This is a genomic window from Lysinibacillus sp. RU7 (genome assembly GCF_057837305.1).
On the sequence record NZ_JBYQFK010000009.1, the window covers coordinates 13,060 to 38,525 of the forward strand.

Annotated in this window: 27 protein-coding genes; 9 read left to right on the forward strand and 18 right to left on the reverse strand. The window is 38.3% G+C overall.

The features are described 5' to 3' along the window. The first annotated feature begins 20 nt into the window (after positions 1–20). The 3 genes from AC3II9_RS08285 to AC3II9_RS08295 all read left to right on the forward strand — a co-directional run bounded on the left by AC3II9_RS08285 (position 21) and on the right by AC3II9_RS08295 (position 3,314). A complete protein-coding gene (locus AC3II9_RS08285; protein WP_489154733.1) occupies positions 21–866 on the forward strand; it encodes a TetR/AcrR family transcriptional regulator in 846 nt (281 codons plus the stop codon). A 442-nt stretch (positions 867–1,308) separates the two neighbouring features. Beyond that, positions 1,309–2,142, forward strand: a complete 834-nt coding sequence (locus AC3II9_RS08290) for a YitT family protein (protein WP_489154735.1) — start codon at positions 1,309–1,311, stop codon at positions 2,140–2,142. Positions 2,143–2,495: 353 nt separating this feature from the next. Beyond that, the gene (locus tag AC3II9_RS08295; RefSeq protein WP_489154912.1) at positions 2,496–3,314 is read left to right on the forward strand and encodes a YitT family protein; all 819 of its coding nucleotides are present in this window, start codon (positions 2,496–2,498) and stop codon (positions 3,312–3,314) included. A gap of 81 nt (positions 3,315–3,395) precedes the next feature. Here the strand turns inward: AC3II9_RS08295 and AC3II9_RS08300 are convergent, their stop codons facing one another. Beyond that, a complete protein-coding gene (locus AC3II9_RS08300) occupies positions 3,396–4,115 on the reverse strand; it encodes an alpha/beta fold hydrolase (RefSeq protein WP_489154737.1) in 720 nt (239 codons plus the stop codon). Between the two features lie 165 nt (positions 4,116–4,280). On the opposite strand from AC3II9_RS08300, the gene AC3II9_RS08305 reads away from it, so the two are divergent. Then, positions 4,281–4,718 (forward strand): hypothetical protein, encoded by a 438-nt coding sequence (locus tag AC3II9_RS08305; RefSeq protein ID WP_489154739.1) that lies wholly within the window; start codon positions 4,281–4,283, stop codon positions 4,716–4,718. 32 nt (positions 4,719–4,750) lie between these two features. On the opposite strand, the gene AC3II9_RS08310 is transcribed toward AC3II9_RS08305, so the two are convergent. After that, on the reverse strand, positions 4,751–6,598 hold the full coding sequence (locus tag AC3II9_RS08310; protein WP_489154741.1) for an SLC13 family permease: 1,848 nt from the start codon (positions 6,596–6,598) through the stop codon (positions 4,751–4,753). A 402-nt stretch (positions 6,599–7,000) separates the two neighbouring features. Between AC3II9_RS08310 and AC3II9_RS08315 the strand changes: the two genes are divergently transcribed. After that, positions 7,001–8,503, forward strand: coding sequence for a catalase (locus tag AC3II9_RS08315; RefSeq protein WP_489154742.1), 1,503 nt, complete (start codon positions 7,001–7,003; stop codon positions 8,501–8,503). Positions 8,504–8,706: 203 nt separating this feature from the next. Beyond that, positions 8,707–8,955: a hypothetical protein gene (locus AC3II9_RS08320; protein WP_489154744.1), complete on the forward strand. Its 249-nt coding sequence runs from the start codon at positions 8,707–8,709 to the stop codon at positions 8,953–8,955. A 47-nt stretch (positions 8,956–9,002) separates the two neighbouring features. Here AC3II9_RS08320 and AC3II9_RS08325 read toward each other — a convergent pair whose 3' ends face one another. The 13 genes from AC3II9_RS08325 to AC3II9_RS08385 form a co-directional block, all read right to left on the reverse strand. After that, positions 9,003–9,932 carry an AEC family transporter gene (locus AC3II9_RS08325; RefSeq protein ID WP_489154745.1) on the reverse strand — a complete coding sequence of 310 codons (930 nt, stop codon included), beginning with the start codon at positions 9,930–9,932 and terminating at the stop codon, positions 9,003–9,005. 135 nt (positions 9,933–10,067) lie between these two features. Next, positions 10,068–10,778 carry an ABC transporter permease gene (locus AC3II9_RS08330; protein WP_489154747.1) on the reverse strand — a complete coding sequence of 237 codons (711 nt, stop codon included), beginning with the start codon at positions 10,776–10,778 and terminating at the stop codon, positions 10,068–10,070. Continuing rightward, entirely contained in the window at positions 10,775–11,629 is an 855-nt protein-coding gene (locus AC3II9_RS08335) for an ABC transporter ATP-binding protein (RefSeq protein WP_489154748.1), read from the reverse strand. Before AC3II9_RS08335 ends, AC3II9_RS08330 begins: the two co-directional genes overlap by 4 nt. Positions 11,630–11,777: 148 nt before the next feature. After that, on the reverse strand, positions 11,778–12,698 hold the full coding sequence (locus tag AC3II9_RS08340) for a LytTR family transcriptional regulator DNA-binding domain-containing protein (RefSeq protein WP_489154750.1): 921 nt from the start codon (positions 12,696–12,698) through the stop codon (positions 11,778–11,780). A 106-nt stretch (positions 12,699–12,804) separates the two neighbouring features. Continuing rightward, positions 12,805–13,332: a chromate transporter gene (locus tag AC3II9_RS08345; protein WP_489154751.1), complete on the reverse strand. Its 528-nt coding sequence runs from the start codon at positions 13,330–13,332 to the stop codon at positions 12,805–12,807. Then, positions 13,329–13,880 carry a chromate transporter gene (locus tag AC3II9_RS08350; RefSeq protein WP_489154753.1) on the reverse strand — a complete coding sequence of 184 codons (552 nt, stop codon included), beginning with the start codon at positions 13,878–13,880 and terminating at the stop codon, positions 13,329–13,331. Before AC3II9_RS08350 ends, AC3II9_RS08345 begins: the two co-directional genes overlap by 4 nt. Positions 13,881–13,892: 12 nt before the next feature. Further along, the gene (gene ggt / locus AC3II9_RS08355) at positions 13,893–15,533 is read right to left on the reverse strand and encodes a gamma-glutamyltransferase (protein ID WP_489154755.1); all 1,641 of its coding nucleotides are present in this window, start codon (positions 15,531–15,533) and stop codon (positions 13,893–13,895) included. Positions 15,534–15,879: 346 nt separating this feature from the next. Next, positions 15,880–17,268, reverse strand: coding sequence for an S-layer homology domain-containing protein (locus AC3II9_RS08360; protein ID WP_489154757.1), 1,389 nt, complete (start codon positions 17,266–17,268; stop codon positions 15,880–15,882). A gap of 101 nt (positions 17,269–17,369) precedes the next feature. Next, positions 17,370–17,495: a hypothetical protein gene (locus AC3II9_RS08365; protein ID WP_391372932.1), complete on the reverse strand. Its 126-nt coding sequence runs from the start codon at positions 17,493–17,495 to the stop codon at positions 17,370–17,372. Between the two features lie 59 nt (positions 17,496–17,554). Next, entirely contained in the window at positions 17,555–17,677 is a 123-nt protein-coding gene (locus AC3II9_RS08370) for a hypothetical protein (RefSeq protein ID WP_391372929.1), read from the reverse strand. Between the two features lie 54 nt (positions 17,678–17,731). Beyond that, positions 17,732–17,854 (reverse strand): hypothetical protein, encoded by a 123-nt coding sequence (locus AC3II9_RS08375; RefSeq protein ID WP_489154759.1) that lies wholly within the window; start codon positions 17,852–17,854, stop codon positions 17,732–17,734. A 437-nt stretch (positions 17,855–18,291) separates the two neighbouring features. Further along, positions 18,292–19,539, reverse strand: a complete 1,248-nt coding sequence (locus AC3II9_RS08380) for a glutathionylspermidine synthase family protein (protein ID WP_489154761.1) — start codon at positions 19,537–19,539, stop codon at positions 18,292–18,294. 11 nt (positions 19,540–19,550) lie between these two features. Then, positions 19,551–20,201, reverse strand: coding sequence for a hypothetical protein (locus AC3II9_RS08385; protein WP_489154763.1), 651 nt, complete (start codon positions 20,199–20,201; stop codon positions 19,551–19,553). A 315-nt stretch (positions 20,202–20,516) separates the two neighbouring features. On the opposite strand from AC3II9_RS08385, the gene AC3II9_RS08390 reads away from it, so the two are divergent. Then, on the forward strand, positions 20,517–21,602 hold the full coding sequence (locus AC3II9_RS08390; RefSeq protein WP_489154765.1) for a diguanylate cyclase: 1,086 nt from the start codon (positions 20,517–20,519) through the stop codon (positions 21,600–21,602). A gap of 49 nt (positions 21,603–21,651) precedes the next feature. Here the strand turns inward: AC3II9_RS08390 and AC3II9_RS08395 are convergent, their stop codons facing one another. After that, positions 21,652–21,795, reverse strand: a complete 144-nt coding sequence (locus AC3II9_RS08395; protein ID WP_489154767.1) for a hypothetical protein — start codon at positions 21,793–21,795, stop codon at positions 21,652–21,654. A gap of 207 nt (positions 21,796–22,002) precedes the next feature. Here AC3II9_RS08395 and AC3II9_RS08400 point away from each other — a divergent pair, with 207 nt between their 5' ends. After that, complete coding sequence (locus AC3II9_RS08400; protein WP_489154768.1) at positions 22,003–22,392, forward strand: RDD family protein; 390 nt, start codon at positions 22,003–22,005, stop codon at positions 22,390–22,392. A 322-nt stretch (positions 22,393–22,714) separates the two neighbouring features. Here AC3II9_RS08400 and AC3II9_RS08405 read toward each other — a convergent pair whose 3' ends face one another. Then, on the reverse strand, positions 22,715–23,170 hold the full coding sequence (locus AC3II9_RS08405; protein ID WP_489154769.1) for a collagen-like protein: 456 nt from the start codon (positions 23,168–23,170) through the stop codon (positions 22,715–22,717). Positions 23,171–23,454: 284 nt separating this feature from the next. Here AC3II9_RS08405 and AC3II9_RS08410 point away from each other — a divergent pair, with 284 nt between their 5' ends. Then, positions 23,455–24,576 (forward strand): hypothetical protein, encoded by a 1,122-nt coding sequence (locus AC3II9_RS08410; protein ID WP_489154771.1) that lies wholly within the window; start codon positions 23,455–23,457, stop codon positions 24,574–24,576. A gap of 364 nt (positions 24,577–24,940) precedes the next feature. Here AC3II9_RS08410 and AC3II9_RS08415 read toward each other — a convergent pair whose 3' ends face one another. Continuing rightward, positions 24,941–25,372 (reverse strand): DUF3997 domain-containing protein, encoded by a 432-nt coding sequence (locus tag AC3II9_RS08415; protein WP_489154772.1) that lies wholly within the window; start codon positions 25,370–25,372, stop codon positions 24,941–24,943. Between the last annotated feature and the right edge of the window lie 94 nt (positions 25,373–25,466).

The following is a 25,466-nucleotide window of genomic DNA, read 5'->3' on the forward strand; positions in this document are numbered from 1 at the left end:
ATCGAGCGGGAGTGTCACAAATGGTTAAAAAACAATTAATAATGGAAAACGCTTTAGAGCTATTTGCAAAACAAGGATTCGAAGCGACTTCTATTCAACAAATCACTGATAAATGTGGCATCTCTAAGGGTGCATTTTATCTTTCCTTCAAATCAAAAGACGAATTAATTCTCTCTCTAATAGACTACTTCATGAGTGAAATTGCAGCAGACGTTGAACGAGTGGTCAATTCAGATTTACCAACAAGTCAACTGCTATACAGCTACTATTATCAATCCTTTGATTCCTTTAGAAAATATGCACATTTCGCTCAATTATTTATAAAAGAACAAAATGCAACTTGTAGTAGTATAGAAATTTTTGAGAAACTGGAAATTTACCATAATATCCTCAATCACTTTGTTAATACAATCGTAAAAAAACAGTTCGATTATGTAGAAGATCATATGGTACCTGACTTAATTTTTACGATCCAGACCTTTATCGGGGATTACATCGGCTTCTTTATAAAAGAAAACATCAACATTAGCAGTGACATTGATATGGATACACTTTGTCGATCACTTGTTGAAAAAGTAACGATCATTGCAAAATATGCAAAGATTCCATTCTTCTCTCCAGAGCTGAATCCAGCAGCACAAGCAAGTGCCGTTTCTTTAACAAAAGAAGAATTGATTTTATTTTTAGAAAAGAAACTAGAGGAAATTGACGATTCAATCGTGCATGAATCCATCGAGATTTTACATCAACATTTATTATCGCCATCCCTATCTCCTGCTGTAGAACAAGGACTATTAAAAAATTTACGTGCCAACTCTCATAGTAAGTGGATTGCCTATATGTACGAAATTTCAATCAAGTCCTAATATTTTTACGCTCCATATAAAATTTAGTTTCAACAAATACACAACATATTGTGTCCAAAAAATGACAATATATCGGTAAATAAATATATAAAACTCCCTGCATCCGAAGTGTATTTTTGATTTTATAGCGAAGCTTAGCACGAAATGTAAAGACAGAGCACGATAAAATGTACTATCAAAATATTGGATAGTACATTTTTATTTCAATAGCCATTTGTTTCGTTCCATGCTAAAAAGTTTTCCATTACCATTTCCGATTATTTATACACCTTAGTTCTATTTTGTGAACAACTGTTACTTATCCCCCAAACACTTATACATATTGACTAACTAAAGATTATAACGTACGACATGTAAAAGCTTCATTCCCATACTCATTTTCATTTGCCTTTTTGTTTCACATATAATTATTTACCGTCATGAAATTAAGGAGGAATTGTATTTGAAGAATACATCAAGGCAAATCATACGAAAAATTGTCATGATTATGATTGGAGCAACTATTACGGCTTACGGACTCGAGGCTGTGTTAATTCCGAATAGCATCATTGATGGCGGTATTACCGGTGTCAGTATTATGGGGGCAAAAATCTATGACCTTCCTCTAGGGTTCTTCTTATTCATTCTGAACATCCCATTTGTGCATATCGGCTACAAACAAATTGGGAGTAAATTTGCCATGATGAGCGTTATTGGGATTACTGCACTTTCGATTGGAACCATTTTCATGCATAATATTGAACCAATTTTATCTGGAAAAAGCCCATTATTAGCGGTCGTTTCTGGCGGTATTTTAATTGGAGTTGGTATGAGTGTGGTACTACGTAACGGTGGTGCATTAGATGGCTCAGAAGTATTAGCGGTACTCATCTCACGTAAAACCCGATTTTCTGTTGGAGATATTATTTTAGTCATTAACGTATTTATTTTTGCAGCGGCTACATTTATTTATACGTTAGAAAGCGCACTATACTCTGCCTTAACTTACTATATTGCAAAAACAGTCATCGACATTGTACAAGTTAGTTTCGAAAGATCCAAGTCCGTACATGTTATTAGTGAAAAAACAGTAAAAATGGTGCAAGAGCGCTTTGGTCATAGTCTAACCTATATAGCAAGTTTTGGTGACGTCTCTAGTGGAGAAATAGATATTTTAAACCACGCCATTAATGGCATGGAAGAAACAAAGATACTAGAAATCATTAAAGAAATGGATCTGAACACCTTTCTCATTATGCTGAGGTTCGTAAAAAATGTACTATTCTTTCATTCCTAACGTGCCCTAAACACACAGATATCACATACCTAATATGCTCTTGAGCTATTTTCTAGTAAGAACAATCATTTTAGAATACCCTACTTTTTTGAACAAGTTTTCACCTCAACATTTCCGAATGTTTATGCACCTTAACACTATTCAAATAAATCTTTTTAATTATCTACGAAACTATTTATACATTTACCCGTATATTAATTAACTAAAGATTTATAAATATCGTCACTTAAAGGTATTGTTCAGAGACAATCATTTTTATCTATCATTTCGTTTCATGTATAATTATTAAGATATTGTAGGAGGAGGAATTCTATTTGAATAGTAAAATAAAACAAAATATACGAAAGATTATTATGATTGTTATCGGTGCAGCGATTACCGCTTACGGACTTGAAGCGGTGTTAATTCCTAATAGCGTTATTGATGGCGGTGTTACCGGTGTCAGCATTATGGGGGCAAAAATCTCTGAGCTTCCACTAGGGGTATTCTTATTCATCTTGAACATCCCATTTGTGTATATCGGTTATAAACAAATCGGGCGTACATTCGCTATAATGAGTATCATTGGGATTGCTGCCCTTTCAGCAGGTACAATTGTCATGCACCATATTGACCCGATTTTATCTGCAGAGGACCCATTATTAGTTGTCGCTTCTGGTGGTATTTTACTTGGGGTTGGTATTGGTATTGTACTACGTAACGGTGGTGCATTAGACGGCTCAGAAGTATTGGCTGTACTTGTCTCACGTAAAATTCCGTTTTCTGTCGGTGATATCATTTTAGTCATTAATGTATTCATTTTTGCAGTGGCTGTGTTTATTTATGATTTAGAAAGCGCATTATACTCTGCCTTAACGTACTATATTGCAAAAACGGTGATCGACATTGTACAAGTCGGTCTCGAAAAATCAAAATCGGTACTGGTGATTAGTAAAAAATCCGTAGAGATCGGAGAAATTGTGCAACATCGTCTCGGTCGTAGTGTAACGTATACAACAGGTCGTGGTGGTTTTTCTAATGAAGAAACGGATATGTTAAACTGTGTCATTAACCGTATGGAAGAAACAAAAATGCTCGAAATTATTAAAGAAATTGACCCGAGCGCCTTTATCGTTGTCTCAGATGTAGCTGAGGTTCGCGGCGGCAGGTTCAAAAAACGCGATATCCATTAACCCTCGACTCTGCCAAATGTTTGGCAGAGTTTTTGATTACTAAAAAAAGCGTGCATTTTGTACATATCGATCATTCAAACTCTATAATACTGATTCACCCTCATTTAAAAAACTCTCCATGAGTAAATACACTTGTTTTCTTCCTAAAATGTTAAAATGATTACTACTATTAATTATAACCATTTTGGATTTTACTAAACTTTTATGAATTTTTATTGTATGTTCGTGATAAATTAAATCATTCTCTGCTACTAATATTAAAATAGGTTGTGACATATGATAGAAATCATTCACCGATAACCCTATATCTTGCCTCATTAAATTTAATTTCCAATAATAACATTTTATTTTCTTATTAAAAAAAGCTAATGTCCTTGTGAGGATTGATAATATAATGACACAGAAACGAAACCATTTTTTTATTCCATTGACCTTATAGTTCCCAGAAATGCTTATTATTTTAACAATTAAATCAGGAGCTATATGATTTAAATAGAATGCAATGTTAGCGCCATCGCTATAACCAATCACACGTATTCTTTCTAATTTTTTAACAAGACAAAATGCAAGGATGTCCTCAGCATATTGTTTAATTGTATACGGGATATCACCTTTGCTACTTAAGCCATGTCCACGACTATCAATAGCATAAACACGAAACTGATTGGAAAGTTGTTGAAGTATCTCTTTAAATATTAAACTACTCTGACTGTTACCGTGAAGTAATAGCACGATTTCACCCTCACCCGCTTCATACCAATTTAAAGTGATATCGTTTACTTGTATTTGTTTATTATTCAATGGGGTCACCTCCTAATTAAATATATTTTTTTACAATCAACACACTCCAATATACATATATTACCTTATCTTGAGATTAACAGTTACAATACTTTTTCTAAACCCATATGATTGTTGCACTGTCTCCCTACTGCATACAATAGAAAAAAGGATGTGGTGTATACAATGAACTCAATCTCTATGAAAAAACGGGCCTTCCAGCTAGTCTTGTTTGGTCTACTATTAGGAGCACTCCTTGGTATTGCGATGTTATTTACACAGTCCCTTATCGCCATGATAATCGGTAGCTTCTCTATTAACTTCCATTCCTTATTAGCCCCTACCTTTCCTACCACACCAAGCACTCACCTACTATTAGATCCACCTACACTATTGCATACAGTAAGTCAATTCAGCCATAAAATCGGTCTTGCCATCCTGAGCCTTATTAGCTTAGCTATTACTATCGTCATTATCGTCGGAAAAGTGTTGCAAACAATGCACCCCAAACGCCGTGTACTAAAAATCAAATATGACCTGTTCTATATGTATCCCGCTCTTACGACGGTTATCTCCATGCTCATCACTTACCAAATGAGCTATATATTATTTTTTCAAATTTAAAAGCAGCTTGCCTATGACAAGCTGCTTTCAATTTAAAACGGGAATAAGATCGGGACAACAATCATCATCACAATAAACATAATCACTTGTAGCGGTACACCGACTTTTACAAAATCGATAAACTTATAGCCGCCCGCTGTCATGACCAGTGAATTGGTTGGTGACGCAATCGGTGTAGCAAATGCCATACCAGCAGCTGCGGCAACAGCAATCATAAATGTATATGGATTAGCATTCATCGTAGTAGCTGCGGTCATAGCGATCGGTGCAAATAGGACAGCCGTTGCCGTGTTACTCACAAATTGTCCGAATACAACCGTTAGCACGTAAATGCCTATCAACACACCATACGGGCCGAAATCACCCAGTACATCAATAATCGTATTCGATAAAATCGTCATACCACCTGTTTTTTCAAGCGCCGTTGCCATCGGAAGCATCGACGCAACAAGCACAATGCTTTCAAAATTCATCTTGCCATACGCATCATCCATATTCCGAATACAACCCGTGGCAATCATTAATACAGCGCCAATTAGTACAGCAATGACGGCATCAAATACTTCAAACACCATCAGTCCTACAATAAAAAGCATAATTAAACCGGCAATCCACGCCTTACCATTTGCTGCTGCGAGTCCTGCTTGTTCACGTGTTTGCCCGACAACGACAACATCTTGCGTTTCACGTGAAAGCAAGTCAATTTCCTCCCATGCCCCTTGCACTAAGATGGCATCTCCGAAACGAAGCCTTTGCTGTGCCATATCTTGCAATAAATACGCACCTTTTCGGTTAATTCCTAAAATATTTAAATTATATTTCTCGCGAAAGCCGATTTTACTTACGGTTTCACCAATTAACCGAGAAGTTGGTGTTAATAATACTTCCGCTACCCCAATCTGCTTGGAAATTAATTGTTGCATCTCATCATCCGCTACTATTTCGAGCTGTAAATCATTTTCCAGCACAAAACTTTCAACATCCGGTGCCACCCCTTGTACATATAACACATCATTTTCATGAACGATACTTGTTGGACCCGCCATTTCTTGATACGTCATCGCAAGCAGATTGATTCCTTCCGATGCACGACGCTGAATTTTCATTACATAAATATGATATTTTGCTGGCAACTTTAAGTCAGCAAGTGCTTGTCCGATTATGGGAGATGCAGCCGGTACAACAACGCGAAACATCTTATCATGTAATGCATAATCCTTTACAATTTTTTTCGGTGACAGCTTGTACCCTGCATCCGATTGTGAACGATTTTGCTCATTTGGCAATAATTTATTACGTACAATGACTAAATACACAATCACCGTTATCGTGGCAATAATCCCAATCGGTGTAATCGTAAAGAAGCCAAGTTTGGCATATCCATTATCCTGTAAAATTTGACTGACGATTAAGTTCGGTGGCGATGCGATTAATGTCATCAACCCTGACATACTCGCAATATACGATAATGGCATTAAAAACTTCGATGGACTTACTTTAATGCTCATCGCGATACTGACAACAATCGGTAGCATTAAAGCGACCGTCCCCGTATTACTCATAAACGCACCCACTGATGCCACAATGACGAGTAGTAAAACAAATAACTTTAGCTCGCTATCCCCTGACCATTTCAGCAGCAAATTTCCTGCCATACCCGCAAGGCCCGTACGTAAAATCCCAGCACCTACTACAAAGAGCCCGGCAATCATAATGACAACGGAGTTCGAAAAACCAGCTAACGCTTCAGCAGGTGTTAAAATGCCTAAAATGACAAATGCGAGTAATGCCATTAAAGCCACAAGATCACCACGTATTCGATTTGTCATAAACAACACAATCGTTACGGCTAAAATAATAAATGTAAATGTTAATTGCACAGCTACATACCCTTTCTACATATCATCATCTGTCATTGTATACGAAAATATGGTAAAGGTCTCTTCTTTCACTCTAAATTACCGCTTAACACCTTCCATTTTATTACTACTATTTTCAATTAGAACACCCTATTTTCAACACAGAGATAGTGAAAACCTTTCCTTATGTACTCACTCTATTGTAATCATGCTTATCATTTCAGCTCACATATGAATGAATCCCTTTGTTTCTCGTCCAACTTCTATATGACAAGCCCTTTATTTTTATGCATAAAACTCAGTTATCTTTCACAATAAAAATTTCTTAATAATAATTATTATAATTTAGTAGAAATTATGATTTGTATTTGCTATAGTAATTAAAGAAGCGTTTTTTAAATTCATTTTTAGGAGGTACTATAAATGACAAACTTAAATAATCGTCCTTTAACAACGATCACTGGGGCTCCTGTAGTTAGCCATGATGATGTACAAACAGCCGGCCGCCGTGGTCCGATTTTATTGCAAGACGTTTTCCTAATTGAAAAATTAGCTAATTTTAACCGTGAAGTGATCCCAGAACGCCGTATGCACGCAAAAGGTTCAGGTGCATTTGGTACATTCACAGTCACGCATGACATTACGAAATATACAAAAGCAAAAATCTTCTCTGAAGTTGGGAAGAAAACAGACATGTTCGCACGTTTCTCCACTGTAGCAGGTGAGCGTGGTGCGGCTGATGCAGAACGTGATATCCGCGGCTTTGCGTTAAAATTTTACACGGAAGAAGGAAACTGGGATATGGTTGGTAACAACACACCTGTATTCTTCTTCCGTGATCCATTACACTTCCCAGACTTAAACCACGTCGTGAAGCGTGATCCTAAAACCAATATGCATAACGCAAACTCAAACTGGGATTTCTGGACTTCATTACCAGAAGCATTACACCAAGTAACAATCGTTATGTCGGACCGTGGTATCCCAGCGAACTACCGTCAAATGCACGGTTTTGGTTCTCACACATACTCCATGATTAACGAAGCGGGTGAACGCGTATACGTAAAATTCCACTTCCGCACAGAACAAGGCATCAAAAACTTAACAGGGGCAGAGGCTGCTGAAGTCATCGGGAAAGACCGTGAATCTTCACAACGCGACCTATTCGAAGCAATCGAAAAAGGCGACTTCCCGAAATGGAAAATGTACATCCAAGTCATGACGGAAGAGCAAGCGCGTAACCGTAAAGACAATCCATTCGACTTAACGAAAGTTTGGTATAAATCAGAGTTCCCATTAATTCCAGTAGGCGAATTTGAATTAAACCGTAACCCAGAAAACTACTTCGCAGACGTTGAGCAAGCGGCATTTGCTCCATCTAACGTCGTGCCTGGTATTTCATTCTCGCCAGACCGTATGTTACAAGCGCGTCTATTTGCCTATCAAGATGCAACTCGTTACCGTTTAGGTGTAAACCATCACCAAATTCCAGTGAACACACCGAAGTGTCCATTCATGATTTACCACCGCGATGGTGCAGGTCGTGCTGATGGAAACAACGGCAGTGCATTAACTTACTATCCAAACAGCTACGGTGCTTTACAAGCGCAACCACAATATAAAGACCCAGCGCTTACGTTAGATGGTGCAGCTGACATTTACGACTTCCGTGAAGATGATAACAACTACTTTGAACAACCAGGTAAGCTATTCCGTTTAATGAGTGCGGAACAGCAACAACGTCTATTCGAAACAACGGCTGCTGAAATGGCACCAGTGGAAGAGTTCATCAAACGTCGTCACATCTTACACTGCTACTTAGCTGACCCAGCTTACGGTGAAGGTGTCGCAAAAGCGATGGGCTTATCTTTAGATGGGATGGACCTGTCAAATCCATATGTGCAATCTACAGTAACGAACGCTTAATGTATTGTTTACGTTCTTTATGAGCGCAAACTCTTAAATATTACTTTTGGCGTCAGTCTCTACATGCTCAATATCGCTTACAAAGGCGCCAAAAGTATCTATTTCTCTTAATATCCTATGGAACCGTCATGCATTGAGCATGGCGGTTTTTTATTTCTTCCACATACTTTATGAGGTATAATATGGTAAAGGAGGCTGTATAGATGAACGACCAACACCGATTATTCACACCTGAACAACTGGAAAAAGCCCAAAAGGATATAATCGAAACAAAGCTTACAGCGGAAAAAGCAGAAGACATATTACGTAAATCAGCCCTTTCTTTAGTCGAGGCTAAAAAAAGCATTATACTCGCTTTACTGGAAGAAGATGTTGATGTACATATCATTAGCGAATCAACGAAAACACCACTAGACCGTGTAGTAGAACTAAGAGCATCTATTAAAAAATAAAAAGCCTCCCCTAAAATTTAGGGTAAGGCTATTTTTTTATGCTACTTTTACACGAATAAAATATTCGACATATAAATAACAACGGTTACTGTCAAACAACTAATAATCGTCGAAAATAACACGGTTTGTGCTGCTGTTGCAGACTCAATATCATATTCTAATGCCAGACTGGAGCTGTTACGCGATGTAGGAAAGGCGCTCGCAATAAACAATGATTGCGCAACAACGCCGTCAATCCCTAGCAAGTAAATGATACCAAGTGCCACAGCTGGTCCTACAATTAAGCGGGTAAAGCAGCTAATAAAAATCGTTTTGTTAAACATCGTCTTCATCTCAATTTGTGATAACTGAGCACCTAGCGTAATGAGTGCCATAGCCACAAAGCCGCCAACTACATAATCAAGTGGAATTCGAAACGTTTGCGGAATGGGGACATCTAAATAATTTAGTAAGCCCCCTATCCAAAGCGCATGGATGATAGGCATTTTTAAAAAGTCCCGGACAATTTCCAGTCCGGATTTCGTTGCAGAAATTAAATTATAGAGCCCATATGTATACGTCGTCATATTTTGAAAAATAACGAGAATGACTTGAATGGCTACGCCGATTGGTTGCGTCACAAAAATCATTTGTGCTACCGGAATCCCGTAGTTTCCCGAGTTAATGAGTACGACACTATTTTTAAAAACAGCCGATTCTTGCCGGTTAAGCCTCATCACCTTCGCTAAATAATGACTTAAAATCATCTGACTACCGATAAATAACACAATAAATAGCGTTAACTGCCCCACTACTGCCATCCCAATTTGTGTTTCATAAATATTGATAAAAACAGCAGCCGGCATAAAACAATACGTAATTAAATGCGACAACGCTTTTAAATTAAACTCAAACTTCCGCTGCAACATCGCCCCTACAATGAGTAAGATTAATATCGGCGCTACGATTTGGAAGAAAATCATCGATAAATAAACCATAACTTAAATCCCCTCCATTTATGTATATTGTTAACTGTACACGAACCCCTCCCTTTTCGGCATATTTTCTACATGAATTAGCAAAAAGAGCTTGAAACGCGTAGATGTCTCCACATACGCCTCAAGCTTGCTCGATTAATCGTCTGTCATCCGTTTTTTATAGAGGACACTTGTTACAACTAGCGCTACAATCGTCCAAACAATCATGACGACAAATGGGATAATTATCTCCTTTACTGGCGCCGCTACTTCGAGTGCATCGGCTAGCACAATGAGCTGCGCACTCGGTAACCATTCAGCAACTGCTAATGCTGGGTATTTTTCTGTTAAACCTAGTGCTAATGGCCCCATTGAGAACACAATTATTACAGGCATAACTGCCAACGAAGCCTCCATTACCGTTTTTGTATATAAACCACAAATTGTACCAAGCGCAATGTAAAACACAATGGATACAGCTAATGCCAATACGAGCATGACGATATTGGCTGGCTCATAGCCCACTAAATAAATGCTTAACGCTAAAATAACAGCTGAAATACTAAAGACTACTGCACTTTTTCCAATTAAAATATCAGCAACACTTGCCGGAGACATCATTAAGCTACGAAGTGTATTGCTTTCTTTTTCTTCTGCAATTAAACAGCATTGAATAAATGCCGTTACCATCGCAAGTGTTATATTGATCGGTAAGAAATACATTTGCATCGTATTAACCCCGCTCTTACTGTAGAAAAAGGCTAAGAACAGTGGCACTAACACCATTGTTGAAATAGCATAGTTTCTTGAAAACTCTCGATAATCTTTCATAAAGATTGCTTGAATTCGTTTCATTGACATATTCATTGTAAATCACTCCCCGTTAATTGCATGAAAATATCGCCTAATGTCGGTTCATTTGTATAAATACGCGCAATGGCACCTGTGCTCATCCACTGTGTTATATTCGTTGCAGCCGTGCGATCAGCTAATGGTAAAACATGTTCTTCCCCCGTTACTAACTGTACCGTCATCGAATGATCGCTATATTGATGCTTCAATTGTGACGGTGCCCCTATTGCTTGAATTTTTCCTTTATGCAGAAAGGCTACACGGTCACATAATGTTTCTGCTTCTGCCATATCATGCGTTGTTAAAAAGATAGTCGTACCCATTTCATTTAATTTACGTAGCCCTTTATAAATATGCGCTGTATTTACCGGATCAAGTGCGGATGTGGGCTCATCTAAAAACAATAAATCTGGTTTATGCATGATCGCCCTTGCCAAAGTGACACGTTGCATCATCCCTTTCGATAACTCAGTCACTTTTTTCTTTCGGGCCTCTGTTAAGTTTACAAAAGCAAGTGCCTCATTCACTGCTGACCTTGGAAGGTTATACATCTCACTAAATAGGACTAAATTTTCTTCCACTGTCAGCCTTTTATACAGCCCACTATTGTCTGTCAGAATACCGAAACGTGCTTTATTCTCGCTTTTCTTCATCTGATGAGCTGGCAATCCTAAAACATGGGCCTCACCCGCCGTTTGTTCCAATTGAGCCGTAAGGATTTTAATCATTGTTGTTTTTCCCGAGCCACTGGGGCCAAGAAAACCAAAAATCTCTCCTTTTTGAATGGTAAATGAAACATCTTGTAAAGCTGTAAAAGTACCAAATGTCTTTTGGACATTTTTCACTTCAATTGTTGTTGTCGTCATGTTGGCGACCTCCTTCAATTCGTTTTGTTACCTTTAATTTAATAGAATTGAAGAAATATCGCCTTCATTTCCCGTTAAAATGTAGCTATTTAGCGGTGAACTGTAGCTTTTTGTCGACCAAGAAGCCGCCATTATTCCCCAGGAAATATCACGCAATACCGATTAATTCTTTTAATTCTGACAATTTACTACGCGACAACGGTACAACAATCCCTTCACCGACATGTAACTTTAAACTGTAGCTATTTTTCGTCCATGTAATAATTTCCCGTACCTTCTGCAAATTCACGATATATGAACGATGGCAGCGATAAAAGCCGTATGCCTTTAGACGTTTTTCAAGTTCTTGCAATGTAAGCGAACAACTATAACTCGTACCCGCAACATTCACCAATATTTCCCCGTCCACACTCTCAATATAATCGATTTCCGGTGGGTTAAATAAAATCGTTTTATCGTTTTTCTTCGTTTGAATCTTTTCAATTTTAATGATCGGCTCTTCAGTGGAAGGCGTATGCGGCTCTTCCGTAAAGTCCATTTTGTGACAACCGGATTGATCGATTCGAATGATATTAGAAGTCGAAATAAGCAGTTCTTCTATATTATTAGCGAGTAAAATAATCTGCTTCCCTTGCTCGACCAACTGCTGAATCAATTGCGCAATCATTTCCCGCGAATGTTCATCCATTCGATAAAACGGTTCTTCAATGACTAATACGTTTTCTGCATATAAATAAGCTCTTACAAAAGTAAGCCGCTTTTGCTCACCGAACGTTAAATCTTTGACCTTTGTTTTCCGCTGTTTCGTAAATCCAAAAAGTGATAGCATTTCATCCATCGGTTTCTTACACTCCGCCATGCCCATATAAAAACGAAACGCTTCCTCTACTCTTAACCTTTTGTACTCACCATCTGTTGCATAATGTACATAGCCTTTTGTTTGTAACTGCTTCATGATTAATTGCATCTTTTGTACGTCTGTATAAATCCCTGTTACTTGCCCTTCAATCTGACAAGCTGGAAGTATCATCTTGCCATCCTCAAATACAGCTTCTAATTGTATGTCCATGCTGTCACTCCAACCTATTAAAATGATACTCTTATTATCGCATATTTAAGGAAAATACTTACATATAAAAAAGCTGTTTGGTAAGCAAACCTTACCAAACAGCTATTTATAAAAAGAATCCGCCTATTAAAAGCCCGACTACAATCACCATTGCGGGATGGACTTTAAATTTTTCTAACGCCAAATAACTAATAACTGCGATGAGAATCGTTGGAATCCAGCTAATCCCTGCAATAGAAGTAGAAAAAAAATCAAATGTTAAATCCGCCATTAAAATGGCAATGGCGGGCAAGACAAAGCTCGACAATCGTTTGACTCGCGGTGAATTTCGGTTACGGTAAAGTAGACTAAGTAGTACGAGCATTAAAATCAGTGATGGCCCAACCGTTGCAAAGAGCGCAATGACTGCACCTAAAATGCCCGCCTGCTCATAGCCAATATAACCCGCTAGCTTTGTCGCAATAGGCCCTGGCAGCGCATTGGCAATCGCTAACGTATCACTAAATTCCGCTGTTGTCATCCATTCATAATTTTCAACCACTTCATGCTCAATTAATGGAATGGATGCAGGACCGCCTCCATAGCCTACAATCCCAGGAATGAAGAATGCTAAAAAGATGTGTATATAAATCATTCTTCTTCCTCCTTTTTAATCGGCAATGCTAATGCCAATACGAGTAGTACCCCGATGACAATACCGGGATGCACATTAAGTAGCATCATTGTAATAAATGCCGCAATGAGGATGATAAGCCCTACCTTCCAACCAAGCGCTGTTTTTGACTTTTTTAAGAAATCCCATGTCAGCACAGCCATCATAACCCCAACAATCGGCACGACACCTTTCGTCATACCTTCTATAAAGCTCAGATTTTTATATCCTTTTAGTACAGTTAAAAAAAGAATTAATAGAATTACTGTCGGTAAAATCGTTGCTATAAGCGCTGTAATCATCCCAAGCCAGCCGCCTACACGGTATCCAATATAACCAGCCATTTTTGTAGCGATGGGCCCTGGCAGCGTATTACCGATTGATAGCACGTCAGCAAACTCATCATCGTTCATCCATTGATAAGTGCCCACAACTTCCTTATGCACAAGCGGGATCGTTGACGGTCCACCGCCAAACCCTAAAATGCCGGACCTAAAAAATGCTATAAAAATATCTAGTTGTTTTTTCAACTATTTCACCTCTTAATAACCAATTGCCGCTCCGTCTCCTCGAGGATCAGCCCCTCCAAATTTCACATTCGTCTCTTGGTCAATCCAAATCGCACCTGCATGCCCCATAATGTCTGTGAAGTCTTCCAGTACCTCAACGTCATGCCCTTTCTCAATGAGGGCTAGTTGCACTTCCTCGCTAATACGGCTTTCTAGCTTTAACGTATTCGACGACGCTCCCCATGTTCTTCCATATAACCAACGCGGCGCTTCGATCGCTACTTGAACCGACATACCATAGTCGATAATGCGCGTCACGAGTGCTGCTTGTGTTTGTGGTTGCCCTTCACCGCCCATCGTTCCGTACACAAGCGCCGGTTTATCATTTTGTAATAACATAGCCGGATTCAGCGTATGGAACGTACGCTTATGTGGTGCCAGTGCATTCGTATGTTGTGCATCTAACGAGAAATAGCTTCCTCGATTTTGCAACATGACACCCGTGCCTTTTGGAATAATGCCTGCACCAAATTCATGGTAAATACTTTGGATAAACGATACCGCATTGCCTTCTTCATCGACAACGCCAAACCAAACCGTATCCCCTTTAGCATCAAGTGGTTGTAGTGGTTTTGCATATAGCTTTTCTTTAATTTGCTGTGCTAGTGCTTCTCCGTGCTCCTTACTTAACAGCTTATCTAACGGGATAGAAGAAAATGTCGGATCCGTTAAATGCGCATCGCGGTCGATAAACGCATATTTAATCGCTTCAACAAGCAAGTGATAATAGTGTGCTGAGCCTTCTTCTATGGCAGCTACATCAAAGTTATTTAAAATATTAAGGATTGATAAGCTCGCCATCCCTTGTGTATTCGGTGGTAAATTATATGCCTTATAACCACGGTAATCGACAGAAAGAGGCTCTACCCAATCACTACTATGTGTCTTAAAATCTTCTAGTGTTAGGATGCCACCTGTTTCCTGTAAGCCCGTCACGATCTTTTCTGCCAGTTCCCCTTCATAAAAGGCTTGTGCGCCATGTTCTGCGATATAAGCAAGTGTGTCACCTAAATCTGCTTGTTTGAACACTTCTCCCGTCTCATACGGTTTGCCGTCTTTTAAGAAAATACGTGCAAATTCGTCAAAACGCTGCAATGCACGAAACTCTTTATCATTCGCATCTAAATTTACATGCGACCAGTACACTTGGCTTTCTGTAATCGGAAAGCCCTCTTTCGCATAGTCAATCGCTTGCTCGAGTAATCCTGCCCACGGGAATGTACCATTCATTTCAGCTGTCGAATACTGATATGCTTCTCCCCAGCCCGCAACTGCCCCCGGAACTGTATTCGCTGCAAGTGGCCCCCGCGCAGGAATTTTTTCATAGCCCTGTTCTTTATAAAATTCAATCGTTGCCTTTTCCCCTGCACGCCCACTACTATTTAGTGCCTTTACTTCTTTTGTTTTCGCATTATAAATGAGCCAAAAATTATCGCCACCTATGCCATTCATATGCGGATACACAACGGCAATGGTAGAAGCCGCTGCAATAGCCGCCTCAATCGCATTGCCCCCTTTATGTAATACTGCAAGTGCCGCCTGTGATGCTAAATAATGCGGCGTTGTCACCATCCCCTTTGTTGCCATCGTTGTTGCACGATATTGTTGTACCATCTCTCAATCTCCCCTCTGAATGAGTTTAATCGTTTTAGCACATGTATCCCCTTCATATGCTAAAATGCCTTCTCATGTTCAACATGACAAAGCATCATCATCATTATATCAAAAATTCTGTATTTTCCAAAATTAATTGTTTAGTATTTAGAAATATTCGTGTGGCTAGGTTTTTGTGAGCGGTTACATGTTGGCTTTTGCTCGGATGGGGATGGGGACTGCTTTTGCCCGGATAATCCCTCATTTTGCTCTATTACAATACAAGTTCATAAAAAGAAACCCCCGTAGCGCATGTGCTACAGGGAAGTTCGCTATGAACGAAAGTTACTTACAGATTCATTATGATTTACTCTGTAAATGATTCAAATATTAATCCTAATTTCCCCTCATATTCTGCGACATCAAATACATGAATATATGGAGAATATGAGCCGTCTTTTAGTTTTACAGTTAGCGCAAAGTAACCTTCTGCTTTAAGATCAATATTAATATGTTCTGATGTAAATCGAACATCAAAAGCACTTTCATCCCCTTCAATTACCTCTACGCTGTCTACTTGTGACATATCATATAGCAAACTAACAGTAGGCTCTTCGACTAATTCATGTGCTTTCGTCACAAGTGCCAATTCTACTTCTTCAGCTGTCATAATGTATTGTTCATATACATCTTCCATACTTCGAAGTGTAAATAAATACTTCTCCTTTGGATTATCGATTGTGAACGTTACATTTGGATAATATTCATCTTCACCCATCGTTGGATCTTCACTATCTTTTTCTTCCTGCGAGCCGATATCACCAATAAAGTAATGGCGAATAAGGAAATCATCTCTTGATTCAAAATCATGCGGAATTAAGTTCTTATATGGTACCGGTAATGTGGATGACGTTTTCGTTTTTACTTGAAGCTCACCATCTTTTTCAACAACGTCTATAAGTAAAAATTGATTCGTCACATCTTCAACGTATATAGCTGTTTGTCCTTCCGTCTCTGGTTGAAGGATTAGCTCATTAGATTTCACATTTAAAGCAACATGAACAACTTCAGGATTTAAAATGTAAACTCCATCCTTAGAAGCACCAAAAACATCCGCTACTGGAACACGTACTTCTGTTGCAATCACAGGCATTATTTCTAATGAACGTTGGATAAATAGCGCTAATTGAGCACGAGTTAAGTGTGCGCTTGGGCGGAATTGATCCTGCGATGTATTCACAATATGATAAAACGCTAATGTATCTACATAATCATATATTTCTGTGCGTTCTGTTAAATCCTTAAAATATTTTTCGCCACCTGAAGTAAGTGGAACCCCTAATGCCTTTGCTAAAATTTTTGCCATTTGACTACGTGTTAATTTATCATTTACGCCAAATGAACCATTGCTGTAGCCACCAATAATGCCTTTATTAGCTAGCGCTGCTACATACGGATAAAAGCCATTACTTTTCGGGACATCGCTAAATTTTGGATCGTGGACATTTTCAATATCCAAACCAAATGAGATGGCTATCATTTTTGCTGCTTGGCCTCTTGTGACAACACCATTTGGGTTGAAATTCCCATTATTTTTCGAAATTGCACCTATTTCCACTAACAATTCAACTGCTTCATAATACTCTTTTTCAGAAGATACATCTTTAAATGTTTGAGCACTTGCTGTTGTAGTAAATAAATATGTTATAGCTAGCATTAAGACACTTACTACAAACACTATATAACCTTTCTTCATGTAAAAATCCCCCTTCAATAGAAAATTATATTACACAAGTTATTCTCAAACAATTCAAATTAAAAAGAAAAAACCCGTAGCAAATGCTACGGGTTCATTGATTAGTTTGTATATGAAAGAACGGCGTTTTTCTTGAAAGTTTGTAATGCTTTTGTTGCCTCGTTTTTGTTCGTGTATTCGAAAATACGAATATCGTTTTGATTATTAAATACTGTTACTACCCACATGTTTAAAATCTCCTTTTGTTTTAAAATTCCATTGGCACTTTATATAGAAACGTGATTGACTAGTTTGTGTAAGATAAAACGGCGTGTTTGAAACCTTGTAATGCTTTTGTTGCTTCACCTTTGTTCGTGTATTCGAAAATACGAATGTCATTTTGATTATTAAATACTGTTACTACCCACATGTTTAAGCTCTCCTTTTGTTTTAAAATTCCACAGACTGATTTATATAGAAACAATTACTTTGTATAGGACAGAATCGCGTTTGTATGAAACTCTTTCAATGCTGCTGTTGCTTCGCCTTTACTTGTATACTCAAAAATTCGGAATGTGTCTTGCTCAAATACTGTAATTACCCACATGTTTAAGCGCTCCTTTTATGTCCAAATTTTGTACTATAACACTTTTCAAATCTCTCATGACTTTTACAAATTGTTATATAACATCTTTTACCTACTTCACATTCTACTCCGATTTTTAAAAAAGAAAAGCACTTTGTTCACCTTTTCACAATGTGTTCAAAATCAAAACGCTTTCATTGAACTATTTGTGACAACGCCGTTTTCACGGTTCTAAATGCCATTTAGAAACATCTCCCTTAAGTGAGAAAAACCGTGTTATAGTACAGAATAATAGCGGTTTCATTTTATCGTGCGATAACACCTTATTCCTGAATAAGGCGTTCACATTTTTGACACATTCTTTTTACCCGCGAATTTTTGGAGTTTACCCGCGAATTTCCGAGGTTTACCCGCGAAAATCTATAAACACACAAAAAATCTCACCCCAATGAGTGAGATTATCCCTTATATCCAACCGCTAACCAATGTGAGTCCCATTCTGTAATGTCATTGCCGACTCGACAAGCAAGACCACATGCTTGTCCACCTGCTATAAATGAACCAATCAGCCATTTTTTCTCGTGCATACCGTCTCGCAAACGAATATCGATTGCAGGCATGTTCACAAATTCCTGGTACAAATACAAATTATCCGTATAATGGCGGTTTGGCGATGCCATCGTGACCTCACCATCTGCGCCAAAAATTTCAACGGTATTGCCTTCCCTCGAAAATACAGGCTTCTTCACGAAAGCACGCCCCGCCTGTTTAAACGGCTGATCTGTCAAAAATGTCGGGAGCATATAGCGCTTAATCGCCCCTTGCTCATGCTTCGTAAACAGCAAATCGTCATTGCGGCGATCCCAAATGAGCCACAATAAAATTTTCGTTTGTAACAAATAAGCAGACGGTGCATTAATGATCGCTAGCTCTCGGTCACGTACTAAATCAAGTAACTGCAGGCCGATGCGATCGCCATCTTCTGCAACATCGTCCATCAAAAACTCAATTGGGTGCGCTGGGCGATATAATACATCAATTTTCTCCATCGCTGGTGTATACAATCCTCGTTGCGGACCTGCTGTCAAAATAATGAGCTCCTTAATTGGCACATACTCTACCTCAAATGGAAGCAGGCGCTGTATTGCTTTCACTTGGCAGTATTCCTCGAAATCATCATCCGCTTCTTTCCCAGTAATAACTACTTTCGGCGTACCTGTTTTATGCAAATAATGCATGGCATGAAATAACGCTTGAGCCATCCCTTTTATAAACTGCTGTGTATTATTTGGATTTGCTACCTCAAACTCAGCACAAAGCTTTTCATTCATTTCAAATGTTTCCTGCACTAAAAATGGGGTATCGCCATTTAATTCAATGCACTTAATGCGCCCGTCTTCCGTGCAAATAAAATCAAACCGCGCAAGCACCGCCATCTGTTGTAAATAGTTCAATGAAATATACGGGAGCATCTCCTCGCGAATGCCTAGTGCAAGTAGCTGTTCCTTCGATAAATGCGGGAGCTGCTGTGCCACTTTACAAAAAATACCCCACAGCATTTGTGAGGCAAAATGAATTTCGTCGATTTTCTCTTTTGCAAGCACCATCACATCATACAGTGCATATTCCAAATCAGCAAAATCGGCAAAAAATGTTTCGTTGTAAGGTGCGTAAAAAGCTGCCCGTTTCGTATAATCTTTCTCCATGTTTACACTCCTTACGATGAAGAGGAACCGCCGCGCGACGTCCCACCTGAGCTAAAGCCTGATTTTCCGCTACTGTAATTGGTTGCGCCATTGGATGGTTTCGTTGTCCCTGCTTTATTTTGCTCTGTTGTACTAGTAGAAGTGCCCGATGAACTTGTAGAAGTATTAGCGTTCGTTGCCCCGCTTGATGTACTTGTAGCACCACTTGTTCCTTTGGAGCTACTACTCGAGGAACCGCCACTAACGTAGCCACCACCGCCACCTGACTGCTCTTCTCGCTTCGTACCATTTAATTTATTTTTCGACTTATAGTAAGAGCTTGCGACCATTGCACCAATCGTGGCATACATGAGTCCGTCAAAAAAATGCTGTCCATGATATGTCGAATACTCATCTTCACACACATACGAGCCGTCCTCTTGCTCTGCCCAATCTGCACATGCATCAAAGTATTCGGAATTTTCGATCCCCGTAACATCTCCATCCAGTATCTCTTCTGTTGTCACATCTTCATAATTTCCTGTATGCTCAATGACTTCACTTGGCGTATATGTAATTTCGCTCGTTTCTTCAATCGATGCTTCCTCCGCACCACATGCTGCTAATTGAATCGTCATTGCCGAGGCCGTTGTGACAGCCGCTACCTTTTTCCACTTCGCCATAATACCCTCTCCGTTCGTTGTTGTTACTTTATATACGGGCATATTATCAAAAGGTTTCTATAATAAAGTGAAATTATTTCCAATAATGCTCAAGGGAAATTAACATGCTTAAACTTCTCTCCTATTTCCCCCTAAAGAAATGAATCATTTAGGCTATCACCTTATTTTAATACGCTATTTATTACTTAAAATCTATTCTTAAATAATAGTTGAAAAACACGAACAAACACGCTATACTCCAGTTCTAAATAACTGATTTTTCTTTCTATTTTTTATTATATTTCTTCACTTTATATAGAGGGGGATAAGAAGCTTATGGTTCAATCAATATTATCTAACCTAGCCATTATATTACTAGGACACTTATTCATGAGTATGTTGTTGAGTCAAAGTAATCGATTATCTAAACAGGTTCTTTCTATTTGCATCGTCTTACTTTTCTCAACCGTTATTATTAGTATGTTTTACTTACCGATTGAAATTGATGGCTATAAGTTTGATTTACGCTTAATTCCACTCATATTTTTAGCTATATTTAGAGGTTGGAAAATCACACTATCCACGCTCATAATCGTTTGTACGTGGCGTTATTTCATGGGGGGCGTTGGGGCATTACCAGGTATTTTAGCTGGGATGGTTGCACCAACCTTATTTGTACTCTTTTTTTACACTCTAACAAAAAGATTTAATAACCTCTATGAAAAAATCTTTGTCCTTACCGTTTGTTGGCTGATTTCTGATTTTCCGATGATCTTTATTGTTCCTAATGGATGGGAAGTATTTAAAAATATTTTCTTAATCCGATATACATCATTTCTTGCAGTCGCTTTCACCTATTACTCCTTTATTAAAGCGGAATATAACAAAGCCTATTATAAAAAGCAATTAGAATGGATGGCTTGGCATGACCAGCTCACGAATCTCTTAAACCGAAGAAAGTTTATCGAATTAATCGAAGTCAAAAGAAGCACTTCAATAAAAGATTCATACATTGCGATGATTGATATCGATCATTTTAAAAAGATTAATGATACATATGGACATGTAGCTGGAGATCATGTGTTAATTGAGCTCGCCTCTATTTTTACAAAACAAAAAGAGGAGAATATGATGATTGCTCGGTACGGAGGAGAGGAATTTATTGTTTATTTGGAGGCTGCAACGTTAGAAGAAGCGATTCTTTCGTTGGAACAGTTGCGTCAACATGTGCACAATACGCCATTTGAAATAGACCCTGCTCACCATATTCACATCTCGATTTCAATTGGCTTAGCGAAATTGAAACAGGGATACTTGCTACAAGAAGTAATCGATACAGCGGATCAGCATTTATACATCGCAAAAGAAAGAGGCAGAAATCAATTAATCGCCCCTTACCATGTGGATGTCGTTTATAGCTAAAAAAACTAAAAGGTCTGCTAGTACTCTCTAGCAGACCTTTATCCTCTAATTACGACTTATTCGTACACGCTACTTTTTGGATGAATCGATAAAGTAGTCCTTTATATTTAATATCTAATAGACCCGCAATAAACAAGCCAATACCACTAAATAATACAATCGGTTTCTTTACATTTTTACATGTCTCTTTCAATTATAGTCCCTCCTAAATAAAAAGCTTCATACTATTAGTTTATCAAATGAGAAGAACTTGTATAGATTGATCTTGCAAAACGGTTGATTAAACACTGTTTTATAGGTAAACACGGAAGAAAGCTATTACTCCCTCATTATACTGAAATGAAACCTTCTATCACATTAATCGTATAACTAATAAATACCAGACGGAAGGATGTTTTCAATGCAATCGATTACAAAGAAACGTACAGCAGCTATCGCCATTGATTTAGCCATTTCGACAGCCGTTACATTAGGCGTGGAATATTTTTTACGAAAAAAAATTAAAAATGAAGCAGTTCATAATGTTATCACGCCGACTGTTGTCATGTGGGGATTAGAATATGCCCAATTGCGAAAAAGCGGCCAAACGATTGGGTATAAAGCGATGGGACTAGCACTTGAAAATGAGGATGGCTCCAAACTGACGGATGCCCAAATTGCGAAACGCATCGTGTACCGCGATACCATCAGCACGTTCGATTATATAAAGGACCGCCACCACTTTGAAGAACAAGACGGCGCCATTTTACCACACGACCGCTTTGCGCATACAGTGGTGAAAGAAGTGTAAGGTGCATAAGGCAAAGGGGCGTCTGAAATGCCGATTACCGTCGTTGCAAATTCTTGCCCTTTTGTATTGCGAACAGTTACATCTACTTCCATTGTATAATGCACACCATTATCTATGTCTATATGCGCGGAACGAAAAAGAAAAAACGCCTCCCCACTCACTAAAAAGAGCTTGCCGAGGATTCCCTTCGACAAGCTCTGAATATCATTCGTCTATTTGATTTTTATCCCATCAGTAGAATAGAATTACTCACCTTAAAAAATTTAAAAGGCTAGAAAGTAAGCTAATTAGTATTATTTCCGATATTAAAATCAATTTACTATTATGGACAACTAGCACTGACTATCCTATTTAAATCCAATGCATAATAAAGCCATGCACCATTCCAGATATACCCTCCAACAGAGCTTGCCCCCATAACAACAGGATAATACCAGAACTCATTTCCATCATTTAACCAAATATACGTATATCTATACAGACAAGGTTGCATAACAACTGGATCTATCATGTAGACAAATCCTTCTGCCGTTTGAGGTTTTTGTGGTTTATATTGAGGTGGAGGAGATGTGGGAGCTCCGTTTCCTTGAGTTGGAGAAATTCCTCCTGGTACAGTTGGCATTCTTCCAGGTACTTGATAGCCTCCTGGAACAGGATAAGGTCCTAGTCCTCCAGGTATCTGAGGTGGTGGCATTGATGGGAATGAATTAATAGGTGGAAATTGAGTAAGGGTGTTTGGATTGTATAGCAACCCATTTGGATAAAAACCAAAATACATCGCTAGCATTCTCCTTTCAGTTTTAATAAATAAACAAATTAGGATTTCAATCCATCGTAGTATATTAAATTTAATCTTGGCAGTGCAGGCTTTAATCTTTAGATTATAAAAATTCCATACCTCGTCTTACAAAACAGAGAGTATAGTAGGTAATTTTTACATATTAAACAACGAAAGAGATAAGAAGTGAGTACATGAGCTATTATTCATTGAAAATTGTTACATTCACCTTTTATTAGATTATACATAGGATATGACGTATAACTTTTTTTAGGAGTGAGAAGATGTATTTACCTCCTCAAAACAACCCATTTCCAAATACCTCTTGGCCAAACGGACCTACTCCAATTCCTACACCGTATGGATCCAGTCCAGTGCCTATTCCAATACCTATTCCAAATGGAAGGAGCCCCATTCCGTTACCTATTCCAAATGGCAGAACCCCTATTCCGTTACCTATTCCAAATGGCAGAACCCCCATTCCAGTACCTATTCCAAACGGCAGAACTCCTATTCCAATACCTATCCCAAATGGCAGAACCCCCATTCCAGTACCTATTCCAAACGGCAGGAGCCCTATTCCGGGAGGTACGATAGAGGGAGAAGATGAATTTGTCCATAATGGTATTAAGTTTAAATGTAGAATGATAGGGGGACAGAAATGTTGTCAACCACAAAATCAAGATCTCACTATCCCGATATGTACTGATCCCAATCCTCTAACTGAGGCTAAATTAGAAATTCCTTTTATACGTGAAAGAGGTGTTCCTGAATTTCAGGCAACGAAGTGCGATAATGAATTTGGTTTTTGTTTAAATTATCGTGAATCAGAATTCTTACTATATGGTAGAGTTGTTTTCCCTAAAAATTTAGAAGATCGGGTACGAGAAGAGATTGAAGCTTGCTTAGAAGAAGCGGCAGCTTATGCAGCAATTATACTAGCACCATTTGTTGCTGAAATGGTATATCTCCCTGCAACTGCACCAGCTGTTCTTCCAGTAGCTTTAAAAACAGCTTTTGAAGAAGGGAGTAAGCATTTCTTCAATTGTTTAAGAAATAAAGCCTCCATAAGCTATTTAATTGAATCCGGACAAATAAAATTCTGTGTAGGTTATGATCAGGAAGCATATGGTGGATGGAGACCATTAACAAGTAGAGATATTATGAATATGTTAGATAAAATTGCTTTCTATGGTATGTTCCCGATGACCATATTAATACCAGGTGTTGGATCGTTTCAAGATTTAGCAAATAAACTTGGGATAGATGTCGATAGATTAACTGACAATATCTCAAATACAGTAGAACATTGGGGTAAACAAATTGAAAATATTGGCCAACAAGTTGGAAAAGTAGCGGAGAAAATAATACCGAAAAAATGGCCGAAAATTAAGAGCCCTTGGTAAAACTCTAAAGCATAATCGAAGGAGGGCTAAGAGCTATATCAAGACGATTATATCGTTATAATACTTTTTAAAATTAGTTGATTTCAATACTATTTTTAACATAAAAAGGGATTGTCAGTTTTCCCCCTTAAAACTGACGTCCCGTTCCATCAGCAACCTCAAAAATCTACTTGGTACTCCCTTCCCAATCTCCAACAATAAAATAAGCGCTTGCGTATGCTTTAATACGTACTCCTACCCTCGATTGCGATAAATGTAGATCTCACCCCGATCATCTGCTCTAATTTAAATGAATGCCAGTGAAGCATAATTACAATTTGATGACATTTATTGAACTTTGTCATCTCTTTATACACATCTACGTTCATTTAACCTGCTTTAATTTGTTAATCGGTTTTAATGATATTAGTTCAGTTAACCCTAATTTATTTGTTTCATTTTCTAACTCGTTTTTATCAAATGGACCCAAAACTTGATGATTATTTACATCAATGATCCAATATGACATGTCATCATTCGAAGGCTTTTCATAACCATTTTCATCATCTGTTAATATGATTTGCTTCGCCACTATATATTCCTCGTCCCACCAAACATCGGTCACTTTAGCCGGAACATACAAATAATTAAAGCTCGTTTTATCATCTGAGTGTACAGGCTCATCTCCATATATGGCCATTTGATGGGCTGATAGTCGGTCAATTCGATACCCATTTTCTAAATCAATTGTATAATCAGCCAGCCCAGCACAACCAGTTAACATGAAACATAGACATAAGATCAGCACACTTCTCATCACAATCCCCCCTCAAATGTGTAACGAAAGATGAAGGAATGGGGTTCATTTTGGATGATTAAACTAAATCTTACGCAAGCCTTCACTTGCCTAT

What these genes read in the sequence shown, in the direction of transcription:
- AC3II9_RS08410 (WP_489154771.1), top strand. Translation starts at nt 23,455, where the DNA reads ATGTATTTACCTCCTCAAAACAACCCATTTCCAAATACCTCTTGGCCA.
- AC3II9_RS08390 (WP_489154765.1), top strand. Translation starts at nt 20,517, where the DNA reads ATGGTTCAATCAATATTATCTAACCTAGCCATTATATTACTAGGACAC.
- AC3II9_RS08305 (WP_489154739.1), top strand. Translation starts at nt 4,281, where the DNA reads ATGAACTCAATCTCTATGAAAAAACGGGCCTTCCAGCTAGTCTTGTTT.
- AC3II9_RS08320 (WP_489154744.1), top strand. Translation starts at nt 8,707, where the DNA reads ATGAACGACCAACACCGATTATTCACACCTGAACAACTGGAAAAAGCC.
- AC3II9_RS08335 (WP_489154748.1), bottom strand. Translation starts at nt 11,629, where the DNA reads ATGACGACAACAACAATTGAAGTGAAAAATGTCCAAAAGACATTTGGT.
- AC3II9_RS08380 (WP_489154761.1), bottom strand. Translation starts at nt 19,539, where the DNA reads ATGGAGAAAGATTATACGAAACGGGCAGCTTTTTACGCACCTTACAAC.
- AC3II9_RS08365 (WP_391372932.1), bottom strand. Translation starts at nt 17,495, where the DNA reads ATGTGGGTAGTAACAGTATTTAATAATCAAAACGATATTCGTATTTTC.
- AC3II9_RS08330 (WP_489154747.1), bottom strand. Translation starts at nt 10,778, where the DNA reads ATGAATATGTCAATGAAACGAATTCAAGCAATCTTTATGAAAGATTAT.
- AC3II9_RS08325 (WP_489154745.1), bottom strand. Translation starts at nt 9,932, where the DNA reads ATGGTTTATTTATCGATGATTTTCTTCCAAATCGTAGCGCCGATATTA.
- AC3II9_RS08415 (WP_489154772.1), bottom strand. Translation starts at nt 25,372, where the DNA reads ATGAGAAGTGTGCTGATCTTATGTCTATGTTTCATGTTAACTGGTTGT.
- AC3II9_RS08360 (WP_489154757.1), bottom strand. Translation starts at nt 17,268, where the DNA reads ATGAAGAAAGGTTATATAGTGTTTGTAGTAAGTGTCTTAATGCTAGCT.
- AC3II9_RS08405 (WP_489154769.1), bottom strand. Translation starts at nt 23,170, where the DNA reads ATGTATTTTGGTTTTTATCCAAATGGGTTGCTATACAATCCAAACACC.
- AC3II9_RS08340 (WP_489154750.1), bottom strand. Translation starts at nt 12,698, where the DNA reads ATGGACATACAATTAGAAGCTGTATTTGAGGATGGCAAGATGATACTT.
- ggt (WP_489154755.1), bottom strand. Translation starts at nt 15,533, where the DNA reads ATGGTACAACAATATCGTGCAACAACGATGGCAACAAAGGGGATGGTG.
- AC3II9_RS08285 (WP_489154733.1), top strand. Translation starts at nt 21, where the DNA reads ATGGTTAAAAAACAATTAATAATGGAAAACGCTTTAGAGCTATTTGCA.
- AC3II9_RS08385 (WP_489154763.1), bottom strand. Translation starts at nt 20,201, where the DNA reads ATGGCGAAGTGGAAAAAGGTAGCGGCTGTCACAACGGCCTCGGCAATG.
- AC3II9_RS08295 (WP_489154912.1), top strand. Translation starts at nt 2,496, where the DNA reads ATGATTGTTATCGGTGCAGCGATTACCGCTTACGGACTTGAAGCGGTG.
- AC3II9_RS08370 (WP_391372929.1), bottom strand. Translation starts at nt 17,677, where the DNA reads ATGTGGGTAGTAACAGTATTTAATAATCAAAATGACATTCGTATTTTC.
- AC3II9_RS08400 (WP_489154768.1), top strand. Translation starts at nt 22,003, where the DNA reads ATGCAATCGATTACAAAGAAACGTACAGCAGCTATCGCCATTGATTTA.
- AC3II9_RS08315 (WP_489154742.1), top strand. Translation starts at nt 7,001, where the DNA reads ATGACAAACTTAAATAATCGTCCTTTAACAACGATCACTGGGGCTCCT.
- AC3II9_RS08345 (WP_489154751.1), bottom strand. Translation starts at nt 13,332, where the DNA reads ATGATTTATATACACATCTTTTTAGCATTCTTCATTCCTGGGATTGTA.
- AC3II9_RS08375 (WP_489154759.1), bottom strand. Translation starts at nt 17,854, where the DNA reads ATGTGGGTAATTACAGTATTTGAGCAAGACACATTCCGAATTTTTGAG.